18 protein-coding genes and 1 pseudogene are annotated in these 21,507 nt (G+C 69.8%); 11 read left to right on the plus strand and 8 right to left on the minus strand.

The window, feature by feature from the left end; all coding sequences use genetic code 11:
- The first annotated feature begins 9 nt into the window (after positions 1–9).
- Genes DEJ16_RS03640 through DEJ16_RS03655 form a run of 4 tightly spaced genes read left to right on the plus strand, consistent with a single transcriptional unit; the run spans position 10 to position 5,662 of the window.
- Positions 10–852 (plus strand): TnsA-like heteromeric transposase endonuclease subunit, encoded by an 843-nt coding sequence (locus DEJ16_RS03640; RefSeq protein WP_110823214.1) that lies wholly within the window; start codon positions 10–12, stop codon positions 850–852.
- Positions 849–2,750 carry a DDE-type integrase/transposase/recombinase gene (locus DEJ16_RS03645; protein ID WP_110823212.1) on the plus strand — a complete coding sequence of 634 codons (1,902 nt, stop codon included), beginning with the start codon at positions 849–851 and terminating at the stop codon, positions 2,748–2,750. The genes DEJ16_RS03640 and DEJ16_RS03645 overlap by 4 nt, the downstream gene beginning before the upstream one ends.
- A gap of 12 nt (positions 2,751–2,762) precedes the next feature.
- On the plus strand, positions 2,763–3,836 hold the full coding sequence (locus DEJ16_RS03650; protein WP_110823210.1) for a TniB family NTP-binding protein: 1,074 nt from the start codon (positions 2,763–2,765) through the stop codon (positions 3,834–3,836).
- Positions 3,833–5,662 carry a zinc-ribbon domain-containing protein gene (locus DEJ16_RS03655; protein WP_110823209.1) on the plus strand — a complete coding sequence of 610 codons (1,830 nt, stop codon included), beginning with the start codon at positions 3,833–3,835 and terminating at the stop codon, positions 5,660–5,662. Before DEJ16_RS03650 ends, DEJ16_RS03655 begins: the two co-directional genes overlap by 4 nt.
- 370 nt (positions 5,663–6,032) lie before the next feature.
- Here DEJ16_RS03655 and DEJ16_RS03660 read toward each other — a convergent pair whose 3' ends face one another.
- Both DEJ16_RS03660 and DEJ16_RS03665 read right to left on the minus strand, forming a co-directional pair.
- Positions 6,033–6,563 carry a hypothetical protein gene (locus tag DEJ16_RS03660; RefSeq protein ID WP_110823207.1) on the minus strand — a complete coding sequence of 177 codons (531 nt, stop codon included), beginning with the start codon at positions 6,561–6,563 and terminating at the stop codon, positions 6,033–6,035.
- A 108-nt stretch (positions 6,564–6,671) separates the two neighbouring features.
- On the minus strand, positions 6,672–7,226 hold the full coding sequence (locus tag DEJ16_RS03665) for a GNAT family N-acetyltransferase (RefSeq protein WP_110823205.1): 555 nt from the start codon (positions 7,224–7,226) through the stop codon (positions 6,672–6,674).
- A gap of 82 nt (positions 7,227–7,308) precedes the next feature.
- Between DEJ16_RS03665 and DEJ16_RS03670 the strand changes: the two genes are divergently transcribed.
- Together DEJ16_RS03670 and DEJ16_RS03675 are read left to right on the plus strand one after the other, a co-directional pair.
- The gene (locus DEJ16_RS03670; protein WP_146232814.1) at positions 7,309–7,542 is read left to right on the plus strand and encodes a hypothetical protein; all 234 of its coding nucleotides are present in this window, start codon (positions 7,309–7,311) and stop codon (positions 7,540–7,542) included.
- Positions 7,542–7,775 carry a hypothetical protein gene (locus DEJ16_RS03675; RefSeq protein ID WP_110823201.1) on the plus strand — a complete coding sequence of 78 codons (234 nt, stop codon included), beginning with the start codon at positions 7,542–7,544 and terminating at the stop codon, positions 7,773–7,775. The genes DEJ16_RS03670 and DEJ16_RS03675 overlap by 1 nt, the downstream gene beginning before the upstream one ends.
- 630 nt (positions 7,776–8,405) lie before the next feature.
- Here DEJ16_RS03675 and DEJ16_RS03680 read toward each other — a convergent pair.
- The gene (locus tag DEJ16_RS03680) at positions 8,406–8,921 is read right to left on the minus strand and encodes a DUF6578 domain-containing protein (RefSeq protein WP_146232815.1); all 516 of its coding nucleotides are present in this window, start codon (positions 8,919–8,921) and stop codon (positions 8,406–8,408) included.
- A gap of 182 nt (positions 8,922–9,103) precedes the next feature.
- Between DEJ16_RS03680 and DEJ16_RS03685 the strand changes: the two genes are divergently transcribed.
- Positions 9,104–9,298 carry a hypothetical protein gene (locus tag DEJ16_RS03685; RefSeq protein ID WP_110823197.1) on the plus strand — a complete coding sequence of 65 codons (195 nt, stop codon included), beginning with the start codon at positions 9,104–9,106 and terminating at the stop codon, positions 9,296–9,298.
- Positions 9,299–9,478: 180 nt separating this feature from the next.
- Here the strand turns inward: DEJ16_RS03685 and DEJ16_RS03690 are convergent, their stop codons facing one another.
- Both DEJ16_RS03690 and DEJ16_RS03695 read right to left on the minus strand, forming a co-directional pair.
- The gene (locus DEJ16_RS03690) at positions 9,479–9,943 is read right to left on the minus strand and encodes an ester cyclase (RefSeq protein ID WP_110823195.1); all 465 of its coding nucleotides are present in this window, start codon (positions 9,941–9,943) and stop codon (positions 9,479–9,481) included.
- 84 nt (positions 9,944–10,027) lie between these two features.
- The gene (locus tag DEJ16_RS03695; protein ID WP_110823193.1) at positions 10,028–10,390 is read right to left on the minus strand and encodes a DUF4267 domain-containing protein; all 363 of its coding nucleotides are present in this window, start codon (positions 10,388–10,390) and stop codon (positions 10,028–10,030) included.
- A 106-nt stretch (positions 10,391–10,496) separates the two neighbouring features.
- Here DEJ16_RS03695 and DEJ16_RS03700 point away from each other — a divergent pair, with 106 nt between their 5' ends.
- Positions 10,497–11,078, plus strand: a complete 582-nt coding sequence (locus DEJ16_RS03700) for a TetR/AcrR family transcriptional regulator (protein ID WP_110823191.1) — start codon at positions 10,497–10,499, stop codon at positions 11,076–11,078.
- On the opposite strand, the pseudogene DEJ16_RS16090 reads toward DEJ16_RS03700, so the two are convergent.
- Positions 11,057–11,113: pseudogene (locus DEJ16_RS16090) on the minus strand (hypothetical protein); the annotation flags it as partial. The gene DEJ16_RS03700 and the pseudogene DEJ16_RS16090 overlap by 22 nt on opposite strands.
- A 76-nt stretch (positions 11,114–11,189) precedes the next feature.
- Between DEJ16_RS16090 and DEJ16_RS03710 the strand changes: the two are divergent.
- On the plus strand, positions 11,190–12,320 hold the full coding sequence (locus DEJ16_RS03710; protein WP_110823189.1) for an FAD-dependent oxidoreductase: 1,131 nt from the start codon (positions 11,190–11,192) through the stop codon (positions 12,318–12,320).
- 26 nt (positions 12,321–12,346) lie between these two features.
- On the opposite strand, the gene DEJ16_RS03715 is transcribed toward DEJ16_RS03710, so the two are convergent.
- Positions 12,347–13,189 (minus strand): formate/nitrite transporter family protein, encoded by an 843-nt coding sequence (locus DEJ16_RS03715; protein ID WP_110823187.1) that lies wholly within the window; start codon positions 13,187–13,189, stop codon positions 12,347–12,349.
- 116 nt (positions 13,190–13,305) lie between these two features.
- On the opposite strand from DEJ16_RS03715, the gene DEJ16_RS03720 reads away from it, so the two are divergent.
- Positions 13,306–14,034, plus strand: a complete 729-nt coding sequence (locus tag DEJ16_RS03720; protein WP_110823185.1) for an NYN domain-containing protein — start codon at positions 13,306–13,308, stop codon at positions 14,032–14,034.
- A 120-nt stretch (positions 14,035–14,154) separates the two neighbouring features.
- Entirely contained in the window at positions 14,155–15,258 is a 1,104-nt protein-coding gene (locus DEJ16_RS03725; RefSeq protein ID WP_110823183.1) for a glycerate kinase, read from the plus strand.
- Between the two features lie 225 nt (positions 15,259–15,483).
- On the opposite strand, the gene DEJ16_RS03730 is transcribed toward DEJ16_RS03725, so the two are convergent.
- Entirely contained in the window at positions 15,484–21,462 is a 5,979-nt protein-coding gene (locus tag DEJ16_RS03730; protein ID WP_258365809.1) for a GH92 family glycosyl hydrolase, read from the minus strand.
- Positions 21,463–21,507: the final 45 nt, after the last annotated feature.

A 21,507-nucleotide genomic window follows, 5' to 3' on the forward strand; every position in this document is an offset into this window, starting at 1 on the left:
GGGGTGGACATGACCCTCACCACCCCGCTGAACCCGGCCCTGGCCTTCGGTTCGCGAGCCCTCCCGCGACCACGGGCCTCTAAGCCGAGGAGCAGAACGCCGCAGCGCACGCTGACCTCGGCGGACGCTGCGGCGCTTGCGCTGCCGGCGACCGTCACATGGATGCCGAACGTGGAGCGCGCCCGCCCGAAGACGGCGGCTGCGAACTCGGACCTGCTGAACCGAGAGCTCTACGACGTTGCGCTCTTCCGCCAGCCGCACCGATACCCGCGCCAAAAGAACATCCAGGGCCTCTACTTCTTCACCGGCGCCAGGAAGCACGTCTGGCACGAATCGCAGCTCGAAGCGCAAGTCATGCGGTGGCTCGACATGTCGGAAGACGTCATCGCCCTCAGCGCGCAGCCCGTGCGCATCGACTTCGCGGACGGCACCTCGCACACGCCGGACATCCTCACCCTCCACAGCGACCACCGTCAGGTGCTTCGCGACGTGAAGCCGAGCAAGTACATCCCGAAGTTCCAGGAGCAGTTCGCGAAGACTCGCGCCTTCTGCGAGCACGTTGGCTTTCACTACGAGGTGCACCACGAGCTGCCTCGCCAGGTCGACGTGAACCTGTCGTGGATAGCCGGATTCAAGCACCACGGCTACCGCCCCCTACCGGAAGACGTAGCCCGAACGGTCGACGCGCTGCATCGGCCGCTTCCTCTCCGCGACGTCGCTCGGCTGCTCGCTCCCGACGCCCTCGACCGCGGCCGCGCCGGTCTGTACCACCTCATCTGGAGCGGCCTCTTCAGCCTCGACCTCACCGCCCCCATCTCTGACCGCACGCTCATCGAACGGACCCTCCCATGACCAGCATCAACGTCGACGACCCCATCGAGCTCCGCGACGGCAGCATCTACCAGTTCGTCGCCCGCTTCGGCAGCGTCATCCGCCTCCGCAACACCGCCACGAGTGAGACCCAGGACATGCACATCGCAGAGCTCAGCCAGCAGGTCGTCGGTCTGCCGCAGGCGTTCCCCGAGATCGTCCGTCGATTCGAGAACCTGCCAGACAAGACCAGAGCAGCCGCGGTCACGATGGCGGACCACCTCGCGGAAATCGAGACCGGCGTGAACCCCGGTCGGGCCGAGCGCCGTCCGGAGTACGACATCGAGAAGACCACGCAGAACGAGCGCGTCGCGGCGAAGGTGCAGGAGCTACAAAAGAACGGACAGGCTGCGTCCCGCGCCACGGTGATGCGCAAGCTCAAGGCTTGGCGGGAGGATGGCGCATCTGCGCTCGCTGATGGCCGGGCGCAGCGCTCAGACCCGCCGCTCAAGAACATCAACCCCGACGTCTACGACGCACTGTGCGCCGTCATCGCGGACCAGAAGAACCGGTCGACCGGTACGAAGAGCCGCCTCATCGCCGAGACAGCGGCGAACCTCGTGAAGTGGCACGGCGCCGAAGCTCCGGACATGCCATCGAACGCGACGATGTACCGGTACATCGACCTGCTGACCAAGGGCAAGCACACAACCGGCTCCGCATCGACCCGACGGTCACTGGAGAACCGACCGAAGCGCGTCTTCAACACTCGCATGGAACTGCTGCCCGGCGCCGAGGTCCAGGTCGACTCCACGACACTTGACATCCTCGTGAAGTCGCCCAGTGGCGAACCCGTCCGCCCCATCCTGACGGTGCTGCTCGACCGCGCCACACGGCTCGTCCTCGCGTTCACCCTCCGCCTCGTCGCAGGGAAGGCGGTCGACCACGTCGCACTTCTCGCGCAGGCCCTGACGCCGCCGCAGAATCGCCCGAACAACGCCGTGTTCCGGGAGATGGTGCAGCGGATGAACCCCTCCGTGACGCTCATGAGCGCGGAGGAACGTCGCGAATACGAGCAGTCGCGACCGTTCGTGCACCCCCGCTGCATTGTGATGGATAACGGGAAGGACTTCATCTCGGAAGCGTTCCGCGCCGCCGCCGAGATGCACGGGGTCGACATCCGCTACAGCGCCCCGCACACCCCAACCGGCAAGCCGCTCGTCGAGCGCAACTTCGGCAGCATCGACTCTCTCCTCCTGCAGTACCGGTACGGCTACGTCGGTCGCTCCCCCGAGTTCCGCGGCTACAAGGTTGAGCGCGAAGAGCTCATGGACATCTACGCCCTCCACGAACTCCTCGACGACTGGTTCCTCAAGGTCTGGAACCACCGCCCGCACGGCGGCCTCCGCGACCTGATGCACCCGGAAAACAAGCTGACGCCGTACCAGATGTTCGCCGCCGCCTCGAGGCTGACCAGCAACCTCGAAACGACCTTCACCGGTGACGACTACATCGCGATGCTGCCCACCATGTACCGGCACGTCACCGACACCGGCGTCACCATCAACTACCGCCAGTTCGACGCCGAGGGACTCGACCCGCTCCGCAACACCAAGTCGGACCTCCGGCGCCGCAACGGCAGGCACGAAGTCAAGCTCGACCCCTACAACCCGGTGAAAGCCTGGGTCGCCGACCCGAAGGGCGGCTGGATTGAGTGCACCGTCCGCAACGAAGACGCGCTCTTCTACCCGCACCTCGAAGACAACGACTTCACCCTCACCGACGCCGAAACTGACCGCGGCGACGTCGCCGCAGTCACCGCGGCACTTGCCGGGGCGCCGCTGCACACGGCCATCGAAAGTACGCCGAACCTTCCCTCCACCGACCCCACCGACCCCACCGACGATGACGACGACGACGTCATCTACGTCCTCGACTGAAACGACCCACCGATGATTCACTTCCACGGCGACGACCGCCCCGCAGCCCTGCACCGCCTCGAGACCCTCGACGCGTTCCTCTCCGGCAGCTCCACAGCGCCCGCCGCACTCGACGACCACGCGTACGAAGCGTTGACGGCAGAAGCTCGGGCCGCACACGACCGAGCCCGAATCCTCTACCTCTCCGGCGGCATCGTCCTCGCCACGCCGCACTACACCAAGGCCCGCACACAGCTCGAGAAGGCATTTGCCGCGAACGCCGGCCGGAACTCCGGCCACGCCGGACTCGTCATCTCCGGCAACTCGACCCTCGGCAAAACCACGCTCTGCAAGAGCCTCATGCGGCACATCTACCGCTCCTACGGAACCCAGTTCCCCGACTTCCGCGCACACAACCGCATCCCCGTGGTCTACATCGAGGTTCCCGCCGGCTCCACCGGCAAACTCCTCATGCGCACCTTCGCCGACTTCTTCGGCCTCACCGTCAGCAGCAGCGAAACCATGCTGAGCATCCGCAACCGCGTCGTCGACCTCCTCAACGCCGCCGGTACCCAGCTCGTCGTCATCGACGAACTCCACAACCTCTCCCGCCACACACAAGGCAACGGCGAATCCCACGACCTGCTCAAGAACCTCCACAACGACCTCCCCGCGACGTTCCTCTACGCCGGCATCAACGTGAAGAAGATGCTCGCCACAGAACGCGGAGCACAGATCGGCGGACGGTTCTCCCTGCTGGAACTGCGCCCGTACAACCTCAGCAACCAGACGGACGCGAAGGCTTGGAAGAGAATCATCAACACCTTCGAGAAGCACCTCCCACTGCGCCACCACGAACACGGCTCCCTCGCGGACCTCGCCGACTACCTCCACGCCCGCACGAACGGTTCCATTGGCAGCCTCGGACGGCTCCTCACCGGTGCCGCCACCGAAGCCATCACCGACCCGACCATCCCCTTCGAGCGCATCGACCGGGCGCTGCTCGACGCACAGGAACTCGACGCCGCCGCCGAGTCCGCATACGCCGAGCACACCGCCCGCAACGCCCGCAGCAAGAAGACCCTCCTGCCAGGAATCGCAGCATGAACGACCTCCTCACCCGCCGCTACCCGATGACCGTCAAGCCCCTCCACCGAGAGACCGAACCCAGCTACACCCGCCGACTGCTGACGGCAAACCGCGAACTCGACACGCACCAGAAACAGCTGCTCCGCGCCGCTAAAGCTGAATCGGCGACCCTGACCTGGCAGGACGTGCTCGAGCAGAAGACCGGCCGCCACCTCCGCTTCGGCGTCCCGCTCTCCACTGCCGAACTCAACGGTGGCGAACACCGCTGCGAGCTCTGCCCGGACGCCGGCAACGTGCGGCTGATGTGCGCCCTCTGCACCAAGGGCGAAACCGTCGTGCAAGCGCCCGGCTTCACCAACCCGGTGTGCATCCGGCACCGTCGCTGGGTCGGACTCGACCTCTCCACCAGGCAAAGCACGGTCGACGCCACCACCACCCGCGCAGCACTCCGCTTCGACCGGCTCCAGAAGAGCGGCCGGCTGACCCCGCACCTCTACAACGTTCTTCGGAGTGCGACCGCTCGAATCGGCAACGGCGACGTCGCAGACCTTGCCGTCATCGTCGATGTCGCCGCCGCGGTGACCACCGGTCGGTTCCTCGAGCAACTCCTGCGCCCTGGCAAGGACTATGCGCACGCCTACGCCGTCCTCACTGACGCTGTAACCGGTCTCACCGGACGCAACGCTACCCCGGTCACCGCCGCGCTGTGGGGTTACTTCCGCCCGACCTTCTGGGCCCTCCGCCACGCAGTCATCACGGCAACACCGTACGAACCTGCCTGGGCACACGACCTCGCCGCCCCGCAGCACCTCGCCGATGCGTACGTCGCCGCACACCAGGTCATCCCCTTCACGTCCTACAACGCCGAAGACAAGCGCACCAGTGGCCTCCGGCTCGGCCGCGGCGGCCTCGTCATCTGCGACCACGGACACCAGCACTCCAGCAAGGGCCGATGCCCCGTCTGCACCAACAGCGCCGTCGCCCCCGGCTACAACGACCTCGCAACCACGCACCCCGACATCGCCAAAGAGCTCGACCCTGTTCTCAACGGCAAGAACACCGCTCAGACCATCCAGGCCGCAGCCCGACTCAGCCTCGCGTGGCGCTGCCCACGCAACCGACACGTCTACTGGGCCACCGCATCAAACCGAACCCAGGGCGGGACCAACTGCGGCATCTGCAGCAACCGCACCATCGTCCCCGGCATCAACGACCTCACCACCACCCACCCCCGCCTCGCCGCCGAACTCGACCCCGCGTACGAGGCAGGTCACCCCGCCACGAAGATGTGCGCCGGCAGCGGAGACAAGCCCGAATGGATCTGCCCCGACTGCGGACACCACTACAAGATGTCCCTCTACAACCGCAGCCAAGGCTCCGGCTGCGAGCCCTGCCGCCGCGCCCGACTCCGAAGCACGCGCACGAGCCTCGTCGACACGCACCCCGACATCGCCGCCCAGTGGCACCCCACCCGCAACAACGGCAAGCAGCCCGAGGACTACTCCTACGGCTCGAACGACGAGGTCTACTGGCTGTGCACCACCAGCGCCGCCCACTGGTACCCGCAGCGCATCGACCGAAAGGTCCAGGGCTACGGATGCTCGCTCTGCTCCAGCCGACGACTGGTCCTCCGAGTCAACGACCTCGCAACCACCGACCCGCTCCTCGTCACCGAATGGCACGACTACCTCAACGTCCCCAAGCGGCCCGAGCTCATGTTCGCCGGAACCGACCGCTACTGGTGGAAGTGCGCCTTCGGACACGTCAAGCAACAGAGCGTCCCGAACCGTCGGAAGTCACGCGGCTGCACCGACTGCGAACCCGAGGACAGGATCCTCAACTAGAACTGAACAACACGAAAACGACGGCGAAGCCCACTAGCTTCGCCGTCGTTTTCGTCGTCCTGGGCAGTCGGCTCAGAAGGTCTCACGTCGAGTGAGAAGATTCTGCGACGCTGGAACCTGGCGTTCTCAAGCGCCGCATGGTCTCATCGCTGCGAAGGAGTCTCACCTGACTTGAGAAAGGACATCGCTGCTCAGCGCGGTCGTTCCTCTCTCGATTCAGCTGAGACTCTCCCCCACCCCCGTTGGCTTCCGAGCGGAACCGCTCCCTGTTGACTCCCGGGACGTACGATCTCCATGCCGAGGCCAGGGCGACGGGGGATGTCCATCCTCTGTGCGACCGGAGTCTCGCCGTGGCGGCGACCGACGACCGTCACCGGACGGTCTGCTGCACGCTCTTCCGTCGGTCGAGCTCGGCGAGCATCGTCTCCGTCTTCCGGAGCACTCGTGGAGTGGTGACAGCGGTGCCGATGAACACGGCGAGGAAGAAGACCGCACCGATCCAGAACAGCGGCTGACCGGTGACCGCGAGCCAGATGGCGAGGGCGGTCATCGGCAGGTACAGCAGCGGCGCCGCCCAGCGCAGTGGCAGGTACTGCCGCTGATGGTGCTCCACCGCGCGCCGCCACTCGTCCACGTCCACGTCGGCCGGAACGGTGCCGCGGCGGACGGCCCGGCCGAAGTCGGGTCGTCGTGCTACCCCGCCGTACCCGCGTCGTGTCCGCCCGAGCCACAGCCCCATCCCGACGCCATACAGCGCCCCGACCAATGCAGACACGAGCGCTCGAGCTCCGATGCCGAGTTCCGGCGCGGTGACGAACGTGAACGCGAACCACAGCGCGGCGAACAGGACCGCCATGATGACTCCGACGATCCACGTCGGCAACTGCTTCGTCCACCCCATGACCGACAGCTTGGCACGACCACCCGGCGGTACGGCTTCCCAGCCGTGTCGGTGTCGTCACCGAGCATCGCCGCGCGCTGGCTCACGCCGGCCGCTCCTCTGCTGGCGTCAGTCCGTGAGTGTGACGTCATCCCACACGAACGTCGTGGTCGTACCGGTCTCCCAATCGCGGCGGAGCACCGCGTACGCCACCGACGCCAGCGCAGGCCCGCCCTCGACCGGCCACGACTCCCGGTAGTGCGCTTCCTTCACCCACCCGGCACGGAGGAACACCCGGCGCATGGCGATGTTGTCTTCGCGCGTCTGGCCCTCGAGCCGTGGCACGGCCGGCATCGCGCGGAAGACGTGATCGGTCACCGCGCGGAGCGCGACCACGCCCAGACCCTGCCCACGGAAAGCGGGCGCGAGCCGGAGATCAAGCAGTGGCGACGGCTCTTGCAGGTCTTCGAGCACGACCAGACCGATCCGACCGGCGTCATGGTCATCGATCCACCACGACTCGTGGTCCTCGTCGCGGAAGGTGCCGGCGTCGAGGACACGCTCCATGTCCGCCCGCCCCGGCCGAGCGCGCACGTGGAAGGGGAACTCCGCCGACGTGTGGAAGGCGATCAGGGCCTCCCGGTCCTGGCCCTCCGGGTCGGTCCTGGTCAGGGTCACCGTCATGCACCTACGGTACGCAGCCCGCTCCGCAGCAGTGCGGTGTGCTCAGAACGGCAGCATGCCGCCTCTCAATAGGATCTGAGACATGCCCACACCTTGGATGCAACGCACCGGCCGCACCCCCGGCGGGGTGATCGGGGCCGTCCTCAACGTCGTGGTCTGCGGCGTCATCGTGGTCGCGCTGCCGGTCATCGCGCTCACCTCAGGTCGGGACCCGGGCCACATCGCGTTCGCCGTCGTCGGGTTCGTCATCGCGGTCGGTCTTGAAGCGGTGTTCGTCCGGAACCTCCGCAACCAGCTCGCACGCCGGAGAGGTTGATGAACCCGCAACTCATCTTCGGGATCGGCGGAGCCGTCGCCGCACTGTGGGGTCTGACGATCGCGATCTTCAACCAGTGGGCGCAGAAGCTGGGCGGCGACCAGCTCGCGAACGGACGCCCGTTGACGCCAGGCTTCGTCCGGTTTATCGGGATCGTCATGGCGGCCATCGGGACCCTGTTCGTCGTCCTGGCGGTCACAGGGTTCCTGCCGGACCACGGGTCGTGGCGGTGACCGGATCCCGCAACCACGCGTCGACCGAGTCGATGAGTCTCGGAGCAGGTGCCGATGACAGCAAGCGAGCGCAGTGGTCGCCGGACTGTGTCCGCACCGATGCTCTGGGCTCGACGGTGTGATCGCCCGGCCCGCACGCCGTCGGCTCCTCGGTGGGGGGCGATTCTGGGTCCTCACGGGTTCGGCCGTGGTCACCGGCGCATTCCTCTTCGCGTTCGCTCTTGTCGCAGCCCACGGCAGTCTTGTCGGTGGGGACCACGGTTCGGGCTGCTCGGGACACGACCCGTCCGTCGTCGGTGCACGATTCGAGGAAGAGGTCGGAGGCAGTGTGACTCCGTCGTCCTGGCCACTCGGCACCGACTGCACACTGACAGGACCGACGGGACAGCAGGTGACGTTCCTCGAGGACGACTGGACGCTGACGGTGATCGCGGGGACCGGCGTCGGTCTGTGCCTGAGCCCCGCACTCCTCCTCCCGTTCGTGTGCGTACCGAGGCGACGGGCAGCACGGTCACGAGCGTCGTGGGCACGGAACATTCGGTAGCGGATCCTGACCGGAGCCCTCGTGGACACAGCGGTCAGCATCCTTGCTGCTCCAGGCGACGCGTGGGCGAAGGAGGATCGCTGCGATCAGGACTGGACGCGGACGATCCAGCTCGTGATGCGGCCGTGATGAGGTCGGCGATCCCAGAGTGAGGACACGCTGTGCTGCTGTGCACCACCAGCCTCTGGCATGCGCGCGCCACCCTCTGCTGGGTCGCGGGAGCTGACGTAGCGAGCTGAGACCTGGTCGATGCGGGTGACCGTCCCGGTGAGGTCATGCCAAGTCAGTTGGTCCGCGTCGTCGCGGTCCTCGGCGGTGAAGTCGAGCTGGAGTGACACGCTCCTCGGCTCGGTGAGGGGTCGGTCGACCCATCGCTGATCCATCTCGACCAGCGACCACCGGATGCGTTCCCCCACGGCGACGTCGAAGCCGTCCGCGTCGACCTGCCACTCGGGCAACCACACATCTACTTCCCCCACCGCCGGCTCTGGAACGAAGTCCTCGGGCGGCACCGCGGGCACCGGAACGCCCGCTCTCGTTGACGGAACCGTGATGCCTGCAGGTGCTCCGAAGATCGCTTCGTACTGACGGCGCGTGAGCACGCGGTGTTCCGATCGGTGCTGCTCGGACCCACCACTCAGGAGCATGCGCCCAGCGTAGGACTCGCCTGGACGACGAGTGGCGCCCCGAACGGCATCAGGCTGAACGGTCGGTAGCCGATCGGCGACCGATACGGGTACTGAGCGGTCGGATACGCCTTCTTGTCCGCCGCTAGCCTGAACGGATGAACAAGCCACAACAGCAGGGAGCCGCCGACCTCGTGGGCCTGCTCATCGGCGCTCCGCTCGCCGTCATCGGCATCCTCGTGTCCTTCGTGGCGGGGAGCACATCGGCAGCCATCCTCGGGAGTGCCGTGCTGCTTTCGGGAGTGATGCTGGTGTGCAGCGCGCTGCTCATCCGCGGGTTGCGCCGGCCATAGGGACGGACCGTCGGCCGCGGATCGTCTGAGGAAGCCGGAGTCGAGGGCGTCGCGGCGGATGAGCGCCACGTCGTCGACGAACATCCCCAGCAGTGCGGACAGGCTGTGTTCCGCAGGGCAGGCACGCGGAGAGGGCAGGGACTCGGTATGAGTCCCTGCCCTCTCCGGAGGTGACCCGGTTCAGCCCCAGGGTGCCGGGGTCGGGGCGTCTGCAGGGGCGTTGAGCTGGCTCATGAGGCCGGCGAAGTCCTCCAGGTGCCAGGTGGTGATGATCTTCCCGTCGCAGAACTGGTGCACGTCCATGGTGCGCATCTCGATGCGCTTGCCGGTGGGTTCGTGGCCCATGAAGGCGCCCTGATGCGTCCCGGAGACGGTGTTGCGGACGGCGACCTTGCCGCCCTGAACGATGACGTCCTGGTGCTCGACGGCGTAGTCCGGCATCGCGTGGCGGAAGAGGGCGATCTGAGCGGCCATGCCGGCAGGTCCCTGCTGCTGGCCGGGTGCGAGGGGCAGGTCCGTCCAGTCCTCCGCCAGGACCTCGTCGTAGATGGTGGTGTCTCCGGTGCGGAAGGGCTCGTAGAAGGCCCGCACGATGTTCTCGATGGCGGTGCCGTCGGTGTCGTCGTGCTCGTTCGTGGTGCGCATGCGTGTTGCCTTTCGTGGTGGTGGAGCAGGGTGGGGGATGAGGCGGGTGGCGGGGCGGCCGAGCCGCGAGGAGTGGCGTCCGATCTAGCCGAGTGCGAGGACGAGGCCTGCGATGACGAGCACGAGTGCCGTCGCCGCGTGCACGCCGAGGGCCTGGCGGAGGGTTCCGCCGTTCGTGACGACGATGACGGCGTCACCGATCGGCGTGATCGCCGCGGCGAGGAGCGCCCAGCCGAACACGTGCGGGTCGGCGACCAGCAGGACCACCAGCGGCACGATGCCGGAGGTGATGTCGCGGACGCCCTTGATGCTCGTGAATGCTCGCCGGCGGTCCTCAGCGATGCCGAACCCGGCGGTGGCGAGCGCCGGAGCCACGAGGAACCAGCCGCCGATGAAGAGGATGAAGAGACAGCCGAGGACGGCAACGACGAGGGCGGTGATGACCATGGGAGGACCTTCCGTTGTTGGCTAACGACGTTATGCCTCGACGCTAACAGTCGATGGGGCCGTTGTATACCGACGTTATGTAACCGCTTTCTGCTACTCTGGACCTATGTCTCCACGACCTGCTCCTGACCTCGATCTCCGGCGCGACCAGATCCTCCGGGCGGCTCGCAAGGTCGCGGAAGCCGAGGGGTGGGAAGCCGTCACCATGCGTCGGCTCGCGTCCGAGATCGGGGTGACCCAGCCGGTGATCTACTCCGCGTTCGCCGGCGGCCGCCAGGCACTCATCGACGCCGTCGCGCTCGCCGGGTTCGAAGCGATCGCGACCGCATTGGAGGCCGTGCCTGCGGAGCCACTGGCGCGGATGCAGGCCTACCTCGACTTCGCCGCCGATCAACCGCGCGTCTACGAGGCGATGTTCTCGATGCCGTCGGGCCTCGAGTTCGGTTCCGGACGCGGCCCGGACGCGCTCAAGCGCGCCTTCGCCGGGATCCGCGCGGCGTTCCCCGGCCCGGACGACACCGAAGCCGAGGTGGCCTGGGCGACGGTCCACGGTCTGGCGACCCTGGAGAACAGCAAGCGATTACCCGCAACGCGGTCGCGTGCGCGACTCGACCACGCCCACCGAGCGCTGAGCGGAGGCTCGGGAGCAGGACGAGCGAGTGGCGGTCACACCCCCACGAGTTCGTAGGAAGACCCGTCCGCTGATCGGCTGAGGAAACCGGAATCGACGGCGTCGCGTCGGACGAGCGCCGCGTCGGGCGGACCACCTCCGCCCTGACGGACGCCCTACTGTGAAGGCATGCCCCACGCCCCGGCAGGACGACGCTCCACTCCGTGGACGTCGCGGCTCGACCACGTCGTCGTCGGCGGAGGTGTCGTCGGCGCCGCAGCGGCCCGGTCCCTGGCCGCCCGCGGAGAGCAGGTCCTGCTCGTGGAACAACACGACCGCGGGCACGAGCACGGCTCCTCACACGGAGCGACGCGGATCTTCCGGATGGGCTACACCGAGCCGGACTACGTCACCCTCACGCAGCGCGCCTGGGACGCCTGGGCAGCGCTCGAGGCCGCGTCCGGTCGGACCCTGCTCGACCGCACCGGGGCCGTCGACCACGGTCGGCCCGAGGTCATCGACGCGATCGCGCACGCACTCGAGCGTGCCGGCGTGCCGTTCGAGCGGCTCGACCTCGACGAGGCCGCGGCCCGCTGGCCGGGACTGGCGTTCGAGGGTCATGTGCTCGCGCACGGCACCGCCGGCCGGATCCGATCGGCCGAGACGATCGAGGCGTTGCTCGACCTGGCCGCGTCCGACGGAGCGGCCCTCCGCTTCGGGGTCCGGGTGACGGGGCTCGACGACCACGGCCACACCGTGACCGTCCACCTCGACGACGGAACCGCGGTGATGACGCCGAGCGTCGTGGCGGCGGTCGGCTCCTGGGCGCCCACGCTGGTCGGCGAGCTGTTCGCCGGACGCGGGGCGAGCCTCCCGGCCATCCGGGTCACGCAGGAGCAGCCCGCGCACTTCCCCAGCCACCTGCCGGACGACCCGTGGCCGTCCTTCGTGCACTACCCGCTCGACGGCGGGGACGTGTACGGCCTGCTGACGCCGGGCGAGGGCGTGAAGGTCGGGTTCCACGGCGTCGGCCCGGTCGTCGACCCCGACGCTCGCGACCGGACACCGGTCGCCGCCGAGGTCGAGCGGCTGCAGGCGTACGTGGCCCGGTTCGTGCCGGGCGTCGATGCCACGGCTCCAGCGCTGATCAGCTGCTTGTACGACAACTCCCCGAGCGACGACTTCGTGATGGACCGCCGCGGACCGCTGACCGTCGCGACCGGGTTCTCCGGGCACGGGTTCAAGTTCGCGCCGGTGCTCGGGGAGATGCTCGCGGACCTGGCGACCGGTGGGGTGCCGCACCCGCGGTTCGCGCTCTGAGCCGTCCACTCGGGTACCGCCGCGCGTCAGCCCTGCTCGTGGTCGGCGCGCTCCGGGTCGTCCTGGGAGCCGTGGCGCCGGTCCTGCATGAGCTCCTTCGTGCGGAGCAGCCGCAGTGCCGTCACGAGCACCAGCCCGCCGAGGACGTTGAACAGCAGCGTGTAGCCGAACCACCCGAGCCACTGCCCGTACGTGATGTCCTCGCCGGACTGGATCGCGCCGAACACGAGCAGCGAGTCCAGGATCGAGTGGAAGAGCTGCAGGCCGGCGAGCAGGAAGCCGCCCGCGACGGCGGCCACGAGCTTCGCCGGGTCCGAGTCGGTGCCCTGCTGCATGCGGGTCATCAACGTGATGGTGCTGCCACCGAGGACGGCGAGCACGATGCTCTGCAGGCCGAAGGGCGCGTCGATGAAGTGCCGGGCCGACTCCGCCAGGGTGACGTGCCACTGCGGGAACGCGTGCACGACGAGCCACATGAAGAGCCAGCCGCCCGCCAGGTTCGCCAGGAGGGTGCCGCCCCAGAGCTTCACGAGCTGCAGCACGGTCCCCTCGCGGGCGACCACGGCCGCGACCGGCATGAGGAAGTTCTCGGTGAAGAGCTCGCTGTGCGCCAGGTGCAGGGCGATGAAGCCGATGCCGAACGCGAGTCCGGCGAGCAGGTGACTGTCGGTCTCGGTGAGGACCGCCAGGTACGCCATCACGCCGAGGCCGACCTCGAGGCCGCCGAAGAATCCGGTGACCAGGACCGCACGGGTCGTCCGCTGGAGCCGCTCGGCGCCCTCCTCGATGGTCGCGTCGAAGGACTCGGCGAGCTCGTCCTCCACGGGTGCGTCGGTGGAGCCGAGTTCACGGCGTCGGTCGTCGGTCATGACGGCAACGGTAGGCGGAGGGTGATGTGCGCGGTGCCGAGGGGTACGCGGATCATCACATGCGCGGTTCTCCACAAGTCCCGTGGCGAGCTCGTGTGGGCAACTACCGTTCGGGGATGCGGGTGGGACTCTACGTCGACGGCTTCAACCTCTACTACGGCGGTAGGGGCCTCTGCGGACGCGCTTCAACCGGGTGGAGGTGGCTCGACCTCCGCTCCTTCGGTGAACGGCTCGTGGCCCGATCTGGATGGCGCGGTGCGGTTCTGGAGCGCGTGGTCTTCTGCACAGCGCGTATCAGCGGTGTCGGGAACGTCAGCGGGCAGCGTGATCAGGACACCTACCTCAGGGCCCTCGCTGCGGCGCGGAGCGTCGACGAGCTTGCTTTCGGGAACTTCGTGACCCGCGTGACAGCAGCGCCACTCGCCGTTCCGGACCGCCGTGGCCGCCCGACACTCGCACGCTCGGACTGGCCCGTACAAGTGAAAGACGCAGACGGGGCGGACGTCCCAGGCGCATCGTTCATCGTGTCGGTCGCCCGGCGTGAGGAGAAGGGGTCGGACGTCAACGTTGCCTCTCACCTCCTCATCGACGTGCTCGACGGGCGCGTCGACGCCGCCATCGTCGTCAGCAACGACAGCGATCTGGCCTTCCCGGTGGCGCATGCCCGGACCCTCGTTCAGGTCGGCATGGTCAACCCGACCCCGGGCCCGACTGCCGGACGGCTGCGTGGGGACTCCGCCGCCGGTGTCGGTGGGCACTGGTGGTACACCTTGCGGCCGGAGGACTTCAGCGATGTCCAACTGCCAGAAGAGGTCGGGCGGCTTCGGCGCCCTACCGGTTGGTGACACTCGTGATGTGTGTCATACTGGAGCCACCCACCCGGCGTCTCTGGCGCCGGGTCTTCCTTTTCTCCACCGTGCGCCCCAGCGCGAGATCGGGCCCCTCGGCGCCGGTAGCGTGACCCCATGCGCGTCGTCATCGCACCGGACTCCTTCAAGGGCACCGCGTCCGCGGCCGACATCGCCGCGGCCGTCGCGGAGGGCTGGCGGACCGAACGGCCCGACGACGAGCTCGTCGTCCTGCCGATGGCCGACGGCGGGGAGGGCACGCTCGACGCCTTCGCCGCCGCCGTCCCCGGCAGTGAGCGCGTGCCGGTGCGGGTGACCGGGCCGGACGACCGTCCCGTCGAGTCCTCCTGGCTCCGGCTGCCGGACGGCCGCGCGGTCGTCGAACTCGCGGCGACGAGCGGGCTTGGTCTGCTGGACGAGCCGGAGCCCGACTCCGCGCACACGACCGGCTTCGGGCAGGCGGTAGCGGCCGCGCTCGACGCTGGGGCGACCGGCCTCCTGCTCGGCATCGGCGGCAGCGCCTCGACGGACGGCGGGGTCGGGGCGCTCCGGGCGCTCGGACTCGGGATCGCGCTGGACGACAGCGCCGACGCCTCGAGCGCCACCGGCGGCACCCTGCTCGACCACGTGGCCGCGGTCGACCGCACGTCGCTGCGACCGCTCCCCCCGCGCGGCGTCACCGTCCTCAGCGACGTCACGTCACCGCTGCTCGGGCCCGAGGGAGCGGCAGCGGTTTTCGGCCCGCAGAAGGGCGTGACCCCCGACCGCGTCCCCGTGCACGAGACACGTCTCGCCCGCTGGGCAGCGCACTTCCCCGACGTCGACCCGGCGACACCGGGTGCCGGGGCCGCAGGCGGGACGGGATTCGGCCTCCTCGCGTGGGGCGCACGTGTCGGGAGCGGCGCGGGAGCGGTCGCGGAGGCGCTCGGCCTCGCGGACGCCGTGGCTGCCGCCGACCTCGTGGTGACCGGCGAGGGGCGTTTCGACGGACAGACCGCGGCCGGCAAGACCCCGACGGTGGTCACGGCGATCGCGGTCGCTGCCGGGACGCCGGTCGCGCTCGTCGCGGGTGACGTCGCTGCCCGCCTGGACGCGTTCTCGATCGCGGCCTCACTCACGGTCATCGCCACGCAGACCACGGGCGAGCCCGACGATGCACTCCGCGACCCGCTGCGCTTCGCGCGCGTCGCCGGCGAGCGGATGGCGCGCGCCCAGGGCTGACCTCGGCGGTCGCCCGCGCTCGCGCCAGCACCCGGGTCCGCGCTCGCCCGCGCCCGCGCCCACGTCCGGGAGAGCGAGCAGCCGCAGCACGAGTGGAGGGACCACGGGTCAGGGGCCGGCCCCGAGCGCGACAGCGAGCGACGGCCACGACGCGCACGACACGCGCACAGACGGACGGGAGGCCCGGTACCAGCTGGCACCGGGCCTCCCGTCCGTCATCCGCCGCTACCCGAGCCGGCTCCGACGACGCCGCACGACCGCGGCGGTCGCGGTGATCCCGGCGCCGAGCAGCACGAGCGCTCCGGCGACGAGGCCCCAGCGGGCCGGGTCGACGTCGGACCCGGTGGAGGCCAGGCCGCCCCAGCGCCCGGGCTCGGCCGGTGCGCGTCCGGCGTCCGCTGCGGGCCGGGCGAGCACCCGGAACGCGGCGCTCACCGTGACGGCCGACGTCGCACCGCGCGCCTGCACCTCGTGGGCACCGGGCCGTGCTGCCGACGGGACCGTGAAGGTGCCGCTGAGCACGCCGTCGGCGTTCGCGGTCACCGTGCCGAGCGCGAGGGGCTTGCTGTGCAGGGTGAGGGTGACGCGCTCGTTCGGTGCGAAGCGGCTGCCGGAGTAGCCGACGACGGTGCCCTCGGTGCCGGCCTCGGCGAGGAGCCGGAACTCCGGCGCCCACGAACCGTGGCCGCCGCCGTGCCCCGGACCCCCGTTGCCGGAGCCGCCGCCGTTGCCGTTGCCGCCGCCGTTGCCGCCCCCGTTCCCGGAGCCGCCGCCGTTGCCCCCGCCGTTGCCCCCGCCGTTGCCGGGGACGACCACCTGGAAGGCCACGGTCGCCAGGGTCGCCGACCGGTCACCGATCGCCGAGACGCTGTGGCTGCCCGGACGACCCGGAGCCGTGACGTCGAAGGCGACCGACCCGTCGGCTGCGACGACCGCGGTGGTGCCGGTGCCCTCTCCGTCGACGGTCACCGTGACGGTCTCGCCGGCGGCGAAGCCGGCACCCGTGACGTGCACGGTGGCCCGCGGACGGACCCCCGACCCGGCCGAGGTGGTGAGCGTCGGCGTCCACACCGGAGCCGCCGCGATCTCGACCGGGGTCCGCACGCTCGCGCTGCCGGTGCCGTCGTCGACCGTGACCACGGCCTCCCGGCTGCCCGCCGTCGCGTAGGTGTGCGCACCGGTGACGGTCGCGGTGCCGTCGGTGACCGTGACGGTCGCCTCCTCGAGCGGGGACCCGTCGCCCCAGTTCACGGTGGCGGTCGTGGTGCCGGTCCCGATCGTGCCGCCGGTGGCGGTCGCGAGCGTGCCCGAGACCTCCTCGCCGGCGGTGCCGCTCAGGCGCGCACCGGCCGTGGCCGTGAGCGCCGTCGTCGGCACCCGGGTGCCGTTCGTCGCGATCGCGAAGACGTGGATCCGTCCTGCGCTCGACGGCGAGCCGGTCTGGGTCGGCAGGGTGATCGACACGGCCTGCTTGCCGGCGGGCACGGTGGTGACGGGGGTCGCGAAGACCCCTGCCGCGATCCGGTCGCTGCCGTTCACCCCGACGGTGCGGTGGTCGCTCGACGCGACGACCGTGTTCCCGAACCGCGGCGCCGCGAGCGAGGCCGCCCAGTCGCCGAACTCGATCGGCAGGTCGGCGGTGGTCCCGTCGGAGTACCGGATCGTGCCGACGGTCTGCTGCGCCCGCTCGTTGGCGGTGCCGATGACGGCGAGCTCGGTGATGTCCGTGCCCGTCGGGACCGGGATGGTCTGGCCGTTCCCGGTCGCGTTGTCCGGCTCGCCGGGCTCCACGGCGGGCAGGTCGAACGTCAGGTCGGTCCCCGGCACGGTGTTCGTCGTGCCCTGGACGAACCCGTCGGCGGCGAGCGCCGAGCGGGAGAACCCGCGGCCGCCGAAGTCGCAGTTCGCGGCCTGTCCCGGGTCACCGAGGCAGACGTTGTCGAACGCGCCCTGGAGGCTCGGTGCGGTGCGCGAGACCGTCACCGGGACGTCGGTGCTCGCCATCTCCGTACCGGAGCGGACGACGACGTGCACGGTGTGCTCGCCGACGGTCGTGAAGGTGTGCTCGCCGGGCACCTCCCAGGCACCGAGCGCCGACTTCGTCGGCGTCACCTGCTGGGGGTCCGACCCGTCCTGCCAGTCGACCGTCACCGTGTAGTCGGACGCCTCGGTGCCCGGCCCGGTGATCGCGGCGAGGTCACCCGTGAACGACTGCCCGACCTCCGCGGTGAGCCCGGGCGTCGGTTCGACGGCGAACGCGCTGGTGGTCTTGCTGCTGTCGGCGAGGAGTTCGAACTCCCCGATCGACGGCGCCTTCCCCGTGCTCGTCCCGGTGACCGACAGGCGGTACCAGGTCAGTGCGGCAGGGTGCTCGATCGTGGTCGGACGGGTCTGGAGCGGCGCGTCGAAGGTGCTCTTCGCGACGGTCGACAGCGGCACCCACGTGCTGCCGTCGCTGGAGCCCTCGAGCTTCCACGAGGTGGGCTGGCCGCCGCTCGCCGCGGTGGTGAGCGTGTACTGGTCGACGGTCACCGGGCCCTGCGACGACTTCCACGTGATCGCCGGGGTGGCGCTCGAGAAGGTCGTCGCGGTGAGGGACTCGTCGTCGGTCAGTGCGCCGACGGCGGTGTCGTCGTCGCTCGTCGTGACCCCGAAGCCGGAGGTCGTGGCGTCGACGAGCGGCTTCGGCGCGACGGCCGGGGCGTCGAGCCCCTCGGCACCCTGGGTCTTGCCGGCACCCCAGTTCGACGCGGTCGACCCCATGCGGAAGTCGAGCGTGCCGCCCTTCGCGATGTCGGACTGCGCGATGACCGCACGGTCCAGGGGCTTCCCGTCGAACGAGGCCGACTGCACGTAGACGTTCTGCGCGCTGTTGCCCGCCGCGTTCACGCGCAGGTCGCCTCCGGGCAGGTGCACGGTCGCCTGCGAGAAGAGCGGCGAACCGATCGTGTACTGACCGGAGCCCTGGGCGAGCGGGTAGAGGCCGAGCGCCGAGAACACGAACCACGACGACATCTCGCCGTTGTCCTCGTCACCGGTGTAGCCCTGCCCGATGTCGCTGCCGACGAACAGGCGTCGCATGCTCTCGCGGACGACCTGCTGCGTGAGCGAGGGGTCGCCGGCAGCTGCCGCGATGTAGGGGATGTGGTGCGAGACCTGGTTGCTCATGCCGAGCTGGCCCATGCGGACCGACCGCGCTTCGAGCATCTCGTGGATCTGCCCGCCGTAGGAGCCGACGTTCTCGGCCGTCTCCGGGGTGGCGTAGAACTCCTTGAGCTTCGCGATGAGCTGCTCGTCGCCGCCGTACAGGCCGGCGAGGCCCTGCACGTCGAACGGGGCGTGGAAGGCGAAGTTCCAGCCGTCCGTCTCGGTGAAGGCGCCGCCCCACTCGGCCGGGTCGAACTCGTCCGCCGGGACCTCGAACGACCCGTCGGCGTTCCGGCCCTGGAAGAACCCGGCGTCCGCGTCGAACAGGTTGACGTAGTCCTCCGCCCGGTCGTGCAGGTACGCCGCGGCGGTCTCCAACTCCTCGACGCGGTCGGCGGGCGTGGCCGGGTCCTTCGCCAACGCCTCGGCCATCTCCGCGAGACCGTGGTCGTTGATCGTGCCTTCGAGCCCCCACGAGACGCTCTCGTGGAGCGAGTCCGGCACGTAGCCGAGGAACGCGGACTGGTCGAGCGCCTTGCGTCCGGCGCCGGAGACGTCGGTCGAGACGGTCGTGGCGTTCTTGTACCCGGCGTCGAAGGCCTCGAGCGCGGTCTTCGTGTCCACCGCACCGTCGAGGTACGCGGTCGCGAAGGCGACGTCGGAGCTCGTGCCGGTCATCAGGTCGGCGTAGCCCGGTGAGGACCAGCGCGGCGTCCATCCGCCGTCACGGTACTGCTGGACGAACCCGTCGACGAGCTCCTGTGCGACGTCCGGGTAGAGCATCGAGTAGAGCGGCCAGACCGTGCGGTAGGTGTCCCAGAAGCCGTTGTTGACGTAGACCTTGCCGGCCTTCACGACGGCGTTCGTCGTGGTGGCGGTCGCCGCGCCCTTCGGGGCGACGTTCGGGCTGGCGTGCTCCCAGACGGGTGCCCCGGCGGTGCCGGTGTTCTCGTGCTGCGAGTTCGGGTACAGGTTCATCCGGTAGAGCGAGCCGTAGAGCGCCTGGAGCTGCGTGTCGCTCGCGGCCGACTGCGGCACGGTGACGACACCGAGCCGCTCGTTCCACTGGGCGGCGGCGGCCTGCTGGACCTGCTCGAACGACTTGCCAGTGAGCTCGAGGTCGGCGTTGTGCCGCGCCTGGTCGAGGGAGATGAACGAGGTGGCGAGGCGGAGCTCGACGACATGGTCGCCGGTCAGCCCGGAGAACGAGGCGTAGCGGGCGCTGCTGCGGTCGCCCGCGGCGGTGCCGGTGCCGGACGGGTCCGTGTCGAACCGACCGGCGAAGAACATCCGCGTGGCGCCGACGGACAGGCCGGAGCCGCCCTCGGTCCACCCGGTCACGGTGCCGTCGTCGCCCATCGTGATCGACGTGCGCTCGTCGGAGCCGACGTTGTCGAGGACGACGCTGCCGCTGCTCGCCGGGAAGGCGAACCGGAGCACGGCGCCGTGGTCGCTCGGGGTGACCTCGGCCACCGTCCCGGACGTGGTCTTCACGGAGTACAGGTCCGGTCGGGCGACCTCGTCGGCGTGGTCGAACGCGAGCGCACGGGAATCGAGGGAGGCGTTCGGCGTCGTGCCCGAGGTCGACGGCATGATCGCGAGCTGGTTGCGGTCACCCATCCACGGGCTCGGCTCGTGGGAGATGCCGATGCCCTGGAGGCGCGGCAGGTTGTCCGCGTCGTTGTCGGACTGCCACGAGTACTCCCACGACTGGCTCGACGCGTCCGTCATCGGCGTCCAGAAGTTGAAGCCGTTCGGGACGGCCGCGGCGGGGATGTTGTTGCCCCGCGAGAAGCCGCCGGAGGAGTTCGTGCCGCGGCGGGTGTCGACGTAGTCCGTCAGGCTCGAGCCGTCGATGCGCTCGGCCGCCGGGTCGATGCGGATGTCGTCCACCCAGCCCTGGAACTTCGTCGACGCGCTGGTGCCCGCGGCGTCGTCGTCGTAGGTGAACAGCACCTTGTCGACGGTCTTGCCGGCGAGTGCGCCGAGCGGGATCCGGATGGAGTTCCACTGGTCGACGAAGAAGACCTTGCCTGCACCGAGGGCCTCCGCCGAGACGCGGTTGCCGTTCTCGTCCGTGACCTGCGGGTCCGCGGACACGAGCGAGCCGTCGCTGAGCTGCAGGTCGACCGCGGCGTAGGTCGCCGGGTAGGTGGTGTCCCCGTTCAGCTCGGGGAAGAGCTTGTAGCTGAGCTCGCTGTCCGCGGTGATCGGCATCGCGACGTCGTCGTAGAGGACGTTCGTCGCGCTCGCCGGACCGGCGGCGACGTGGGCGCCGGCGTAGCGGAGCGCCTTGGTCCCGCTGAACCCGACGGTCGAGCGGATGTTCAGTCCGGACACCGGTCCGTTGCCGACCCGGGTGACCATCGGGCTGGGCGGGGGCGGGGTGGTCGAGCCGTCGGAGATGCTCCAGTCGGCGAGCTGGGTGATGCCGTCGCCGCTGTTCTTCGTGATGCGGAGGCGGTACCGGTCGTACGAGCCGGGCGTCGCCGCGGTGTACGTGTTCGTCTTCCCACGGCCGCTGAAGGTCTGCGCGGTCTGCGTGTCCACCGTGGTCCACGTGGTGCCGTCGGTGGAGCCCTCGAGCGTCCACGCCGACGGGTCACGGCCGGGGGCGTCGTTGGCGCTCGTGAGCGAGTACGCCCGCAGCGTCTCGGGCTGGTCGAGCCGGTAGGTGACGACGCCGGTGTTCCGGAAGGCGAGCCACTTCGAGCCCGCGTTCCCGTCGGCCAGGCTGGCGGCGACCTCGTTCGGCGGGTTCTCGGCGTCGGCGGTGACGCCCGTGACGTGACCGAGGAGGCTCCCGGGCGGCAGCGTCGACCCGGTGACGGTCGTCGACGGCGTGAGCGGGGTGTTCGCGAGGGGCGCCGTGTCCCCCGCCTCGAAGGAGGTGGTGAAGGGTCCGGACGCGGCCTGCGCCGGCACGGCCCCGAGGAGCGCACCCGATGCGGCGAGCGCCGCCCCGAGCACGACGGCCGTGGCGCGGGTCCCGAACCCGCCGCGCCGACCGCTGATCTGGTGCATGGTCCGGCTGCGCCGGGAACCGAATGACGACATCGTCACCTTCCGAGATTGGGGAGGAGTGACGCCGCGTCGACCATG

Origin of the sequence: Curtobacterium sp. MCJR17_055 (genome assembly GCF_003224335.1) — a bacterium.
Lineage (GTDB): Bacteria > Actinomycetota > Actinomycetes > Actinomycetales > Microbacteriaceae > Curtobacterium.

What these genes read in the sequence shown, in the direction of transcription:
- DEJ16_RS03685 (WP_110823197.1), top strand. Translation starts at nt 9,104, where the DNA reads ATGAACAAGCCACAACAGCAGGGAGCCGCCGACCTCGTGGGCCTGCTC.
- DEJ16_RS03640 (WP_110823214.1), top strand. Translation starts at nt 10, where the DNA reads ATGACCCTCACCACCCCGCTGAACCCGGCCCTGGCCTTCGGTTCGCGA.
- DEJ16_RS03670 (WP_146232814.1), top strand. Translation starts at nt 7,309, where the DNA reads ATGCCCACACCTTGGATGCAACGCACCGGCCGCACCCCCGGCGGGGTG.
- DEJ16_RS03695 (WP_110823193.1), bottom strand. Translation starts at nt 10,390, where the DNA reads ATGGTCATCACCGCCCTCGTCGTTGCCGTCCTCGGCTGTCTCTTCATC.
- DEJ16_RS03655 (WP_110823209.1), top strand. Translation starts at nt 3,833, where the DNA reads ATGAACGACCTCCTCACCCGCCGCTACCCGATGACCGTCAAGCCCCTC.
- DEJ16_RS03660 (WP_110823207.1), bottom strand. Translation starts at nt 6,563, where the DNA reads ATGGGGTGGACGAAGCAGTTGCCGACGTGGATCGTCGGAGTCATCATG.
- DEJ16_RS03690 (WP_110823195.1), bottom strand. Translation starts at nt 9,943, where the DNA reads ATGCGCACCACGAACGAGCACGACGACACCGACGGCACCGCCATCGAG.
- DEJ16_RS03725 (WP_110823183.1), top strand. Translation starts at nt 14,155, where the DNA reads ATGCGCGTCGTCATCGCACCGGACTCCTTCAAGGGCACCGCGTCCGCG.
- DEJ16_RS03730 (WP_258365809.1), bottom strand. Translation starts at nt 21,462, where the DNA reads ATGTCGTCATTCGGTTCCCGGCGCAGCCGGACCATGCACCAGATCAGC.
- DEJ16_RS03710 (WP_110823189.1), top strand. Translation starts at nt 11,190, where the DNA reads ATGCCCCACGCCCCGGCAGGACGACGCTCCACTCCGTGGACGTCGCGG.
- DEJ16_RS03720 (WP_110823185.1), top strand. Translation starts at nt 13,306, where the DNA reads ATGCGGGTGGGACTCTACGTCGACGGCTTCAACCTCTACTACGGCGGT.
- DEJ16_RS03700 (WP_110823191.1), top strand. Translation starts at nt 10,497, where the DNA reads ATGTCTCCACGACCTGCTCCTGACCTCGATCTCCGGCGCGACCAGATC.
- DEJ16_RS03665 (WP_110823205.1), bottom strand. Translation starts at nt 7,226, where the DNA reads ATGACGGTGACCCTGACCAGGACCGACCCGGAGGGCCAGGACCGGGAG.
- DEJ16_RS03650 (WP_110823210.1), top strand. Translation starts at nt 2,763, where the DNA reads ATGATTCACTTCCACGGCGACGACCGCCCCGCAGCCCTGCACCGCCTC.
- DEJ16_RS03645 (WP_110823212.1), top strand. Translation starts at nt 849, where the DNA reads ATGACCAGCATCAACGTCGACGACCCCATCGAGCTCCGCGACGGCAGC.
- DEJ16_RS03715 (WP_110823187.1), bottom strand. Translation starts at nt 13,189, where the DNA reads ATGACCGACGACCGACGCCGTGAACTCGGCTCCACCGACGCACCCGTG.
- DEJ16_RS03675 (WP_110823201.1), top strand. Translation starts at nt 7,542, where the DNA reads ATGAACCCGCAACTCATCTTCGGGATCGGCGGAGCCGTCGCCGCACTG.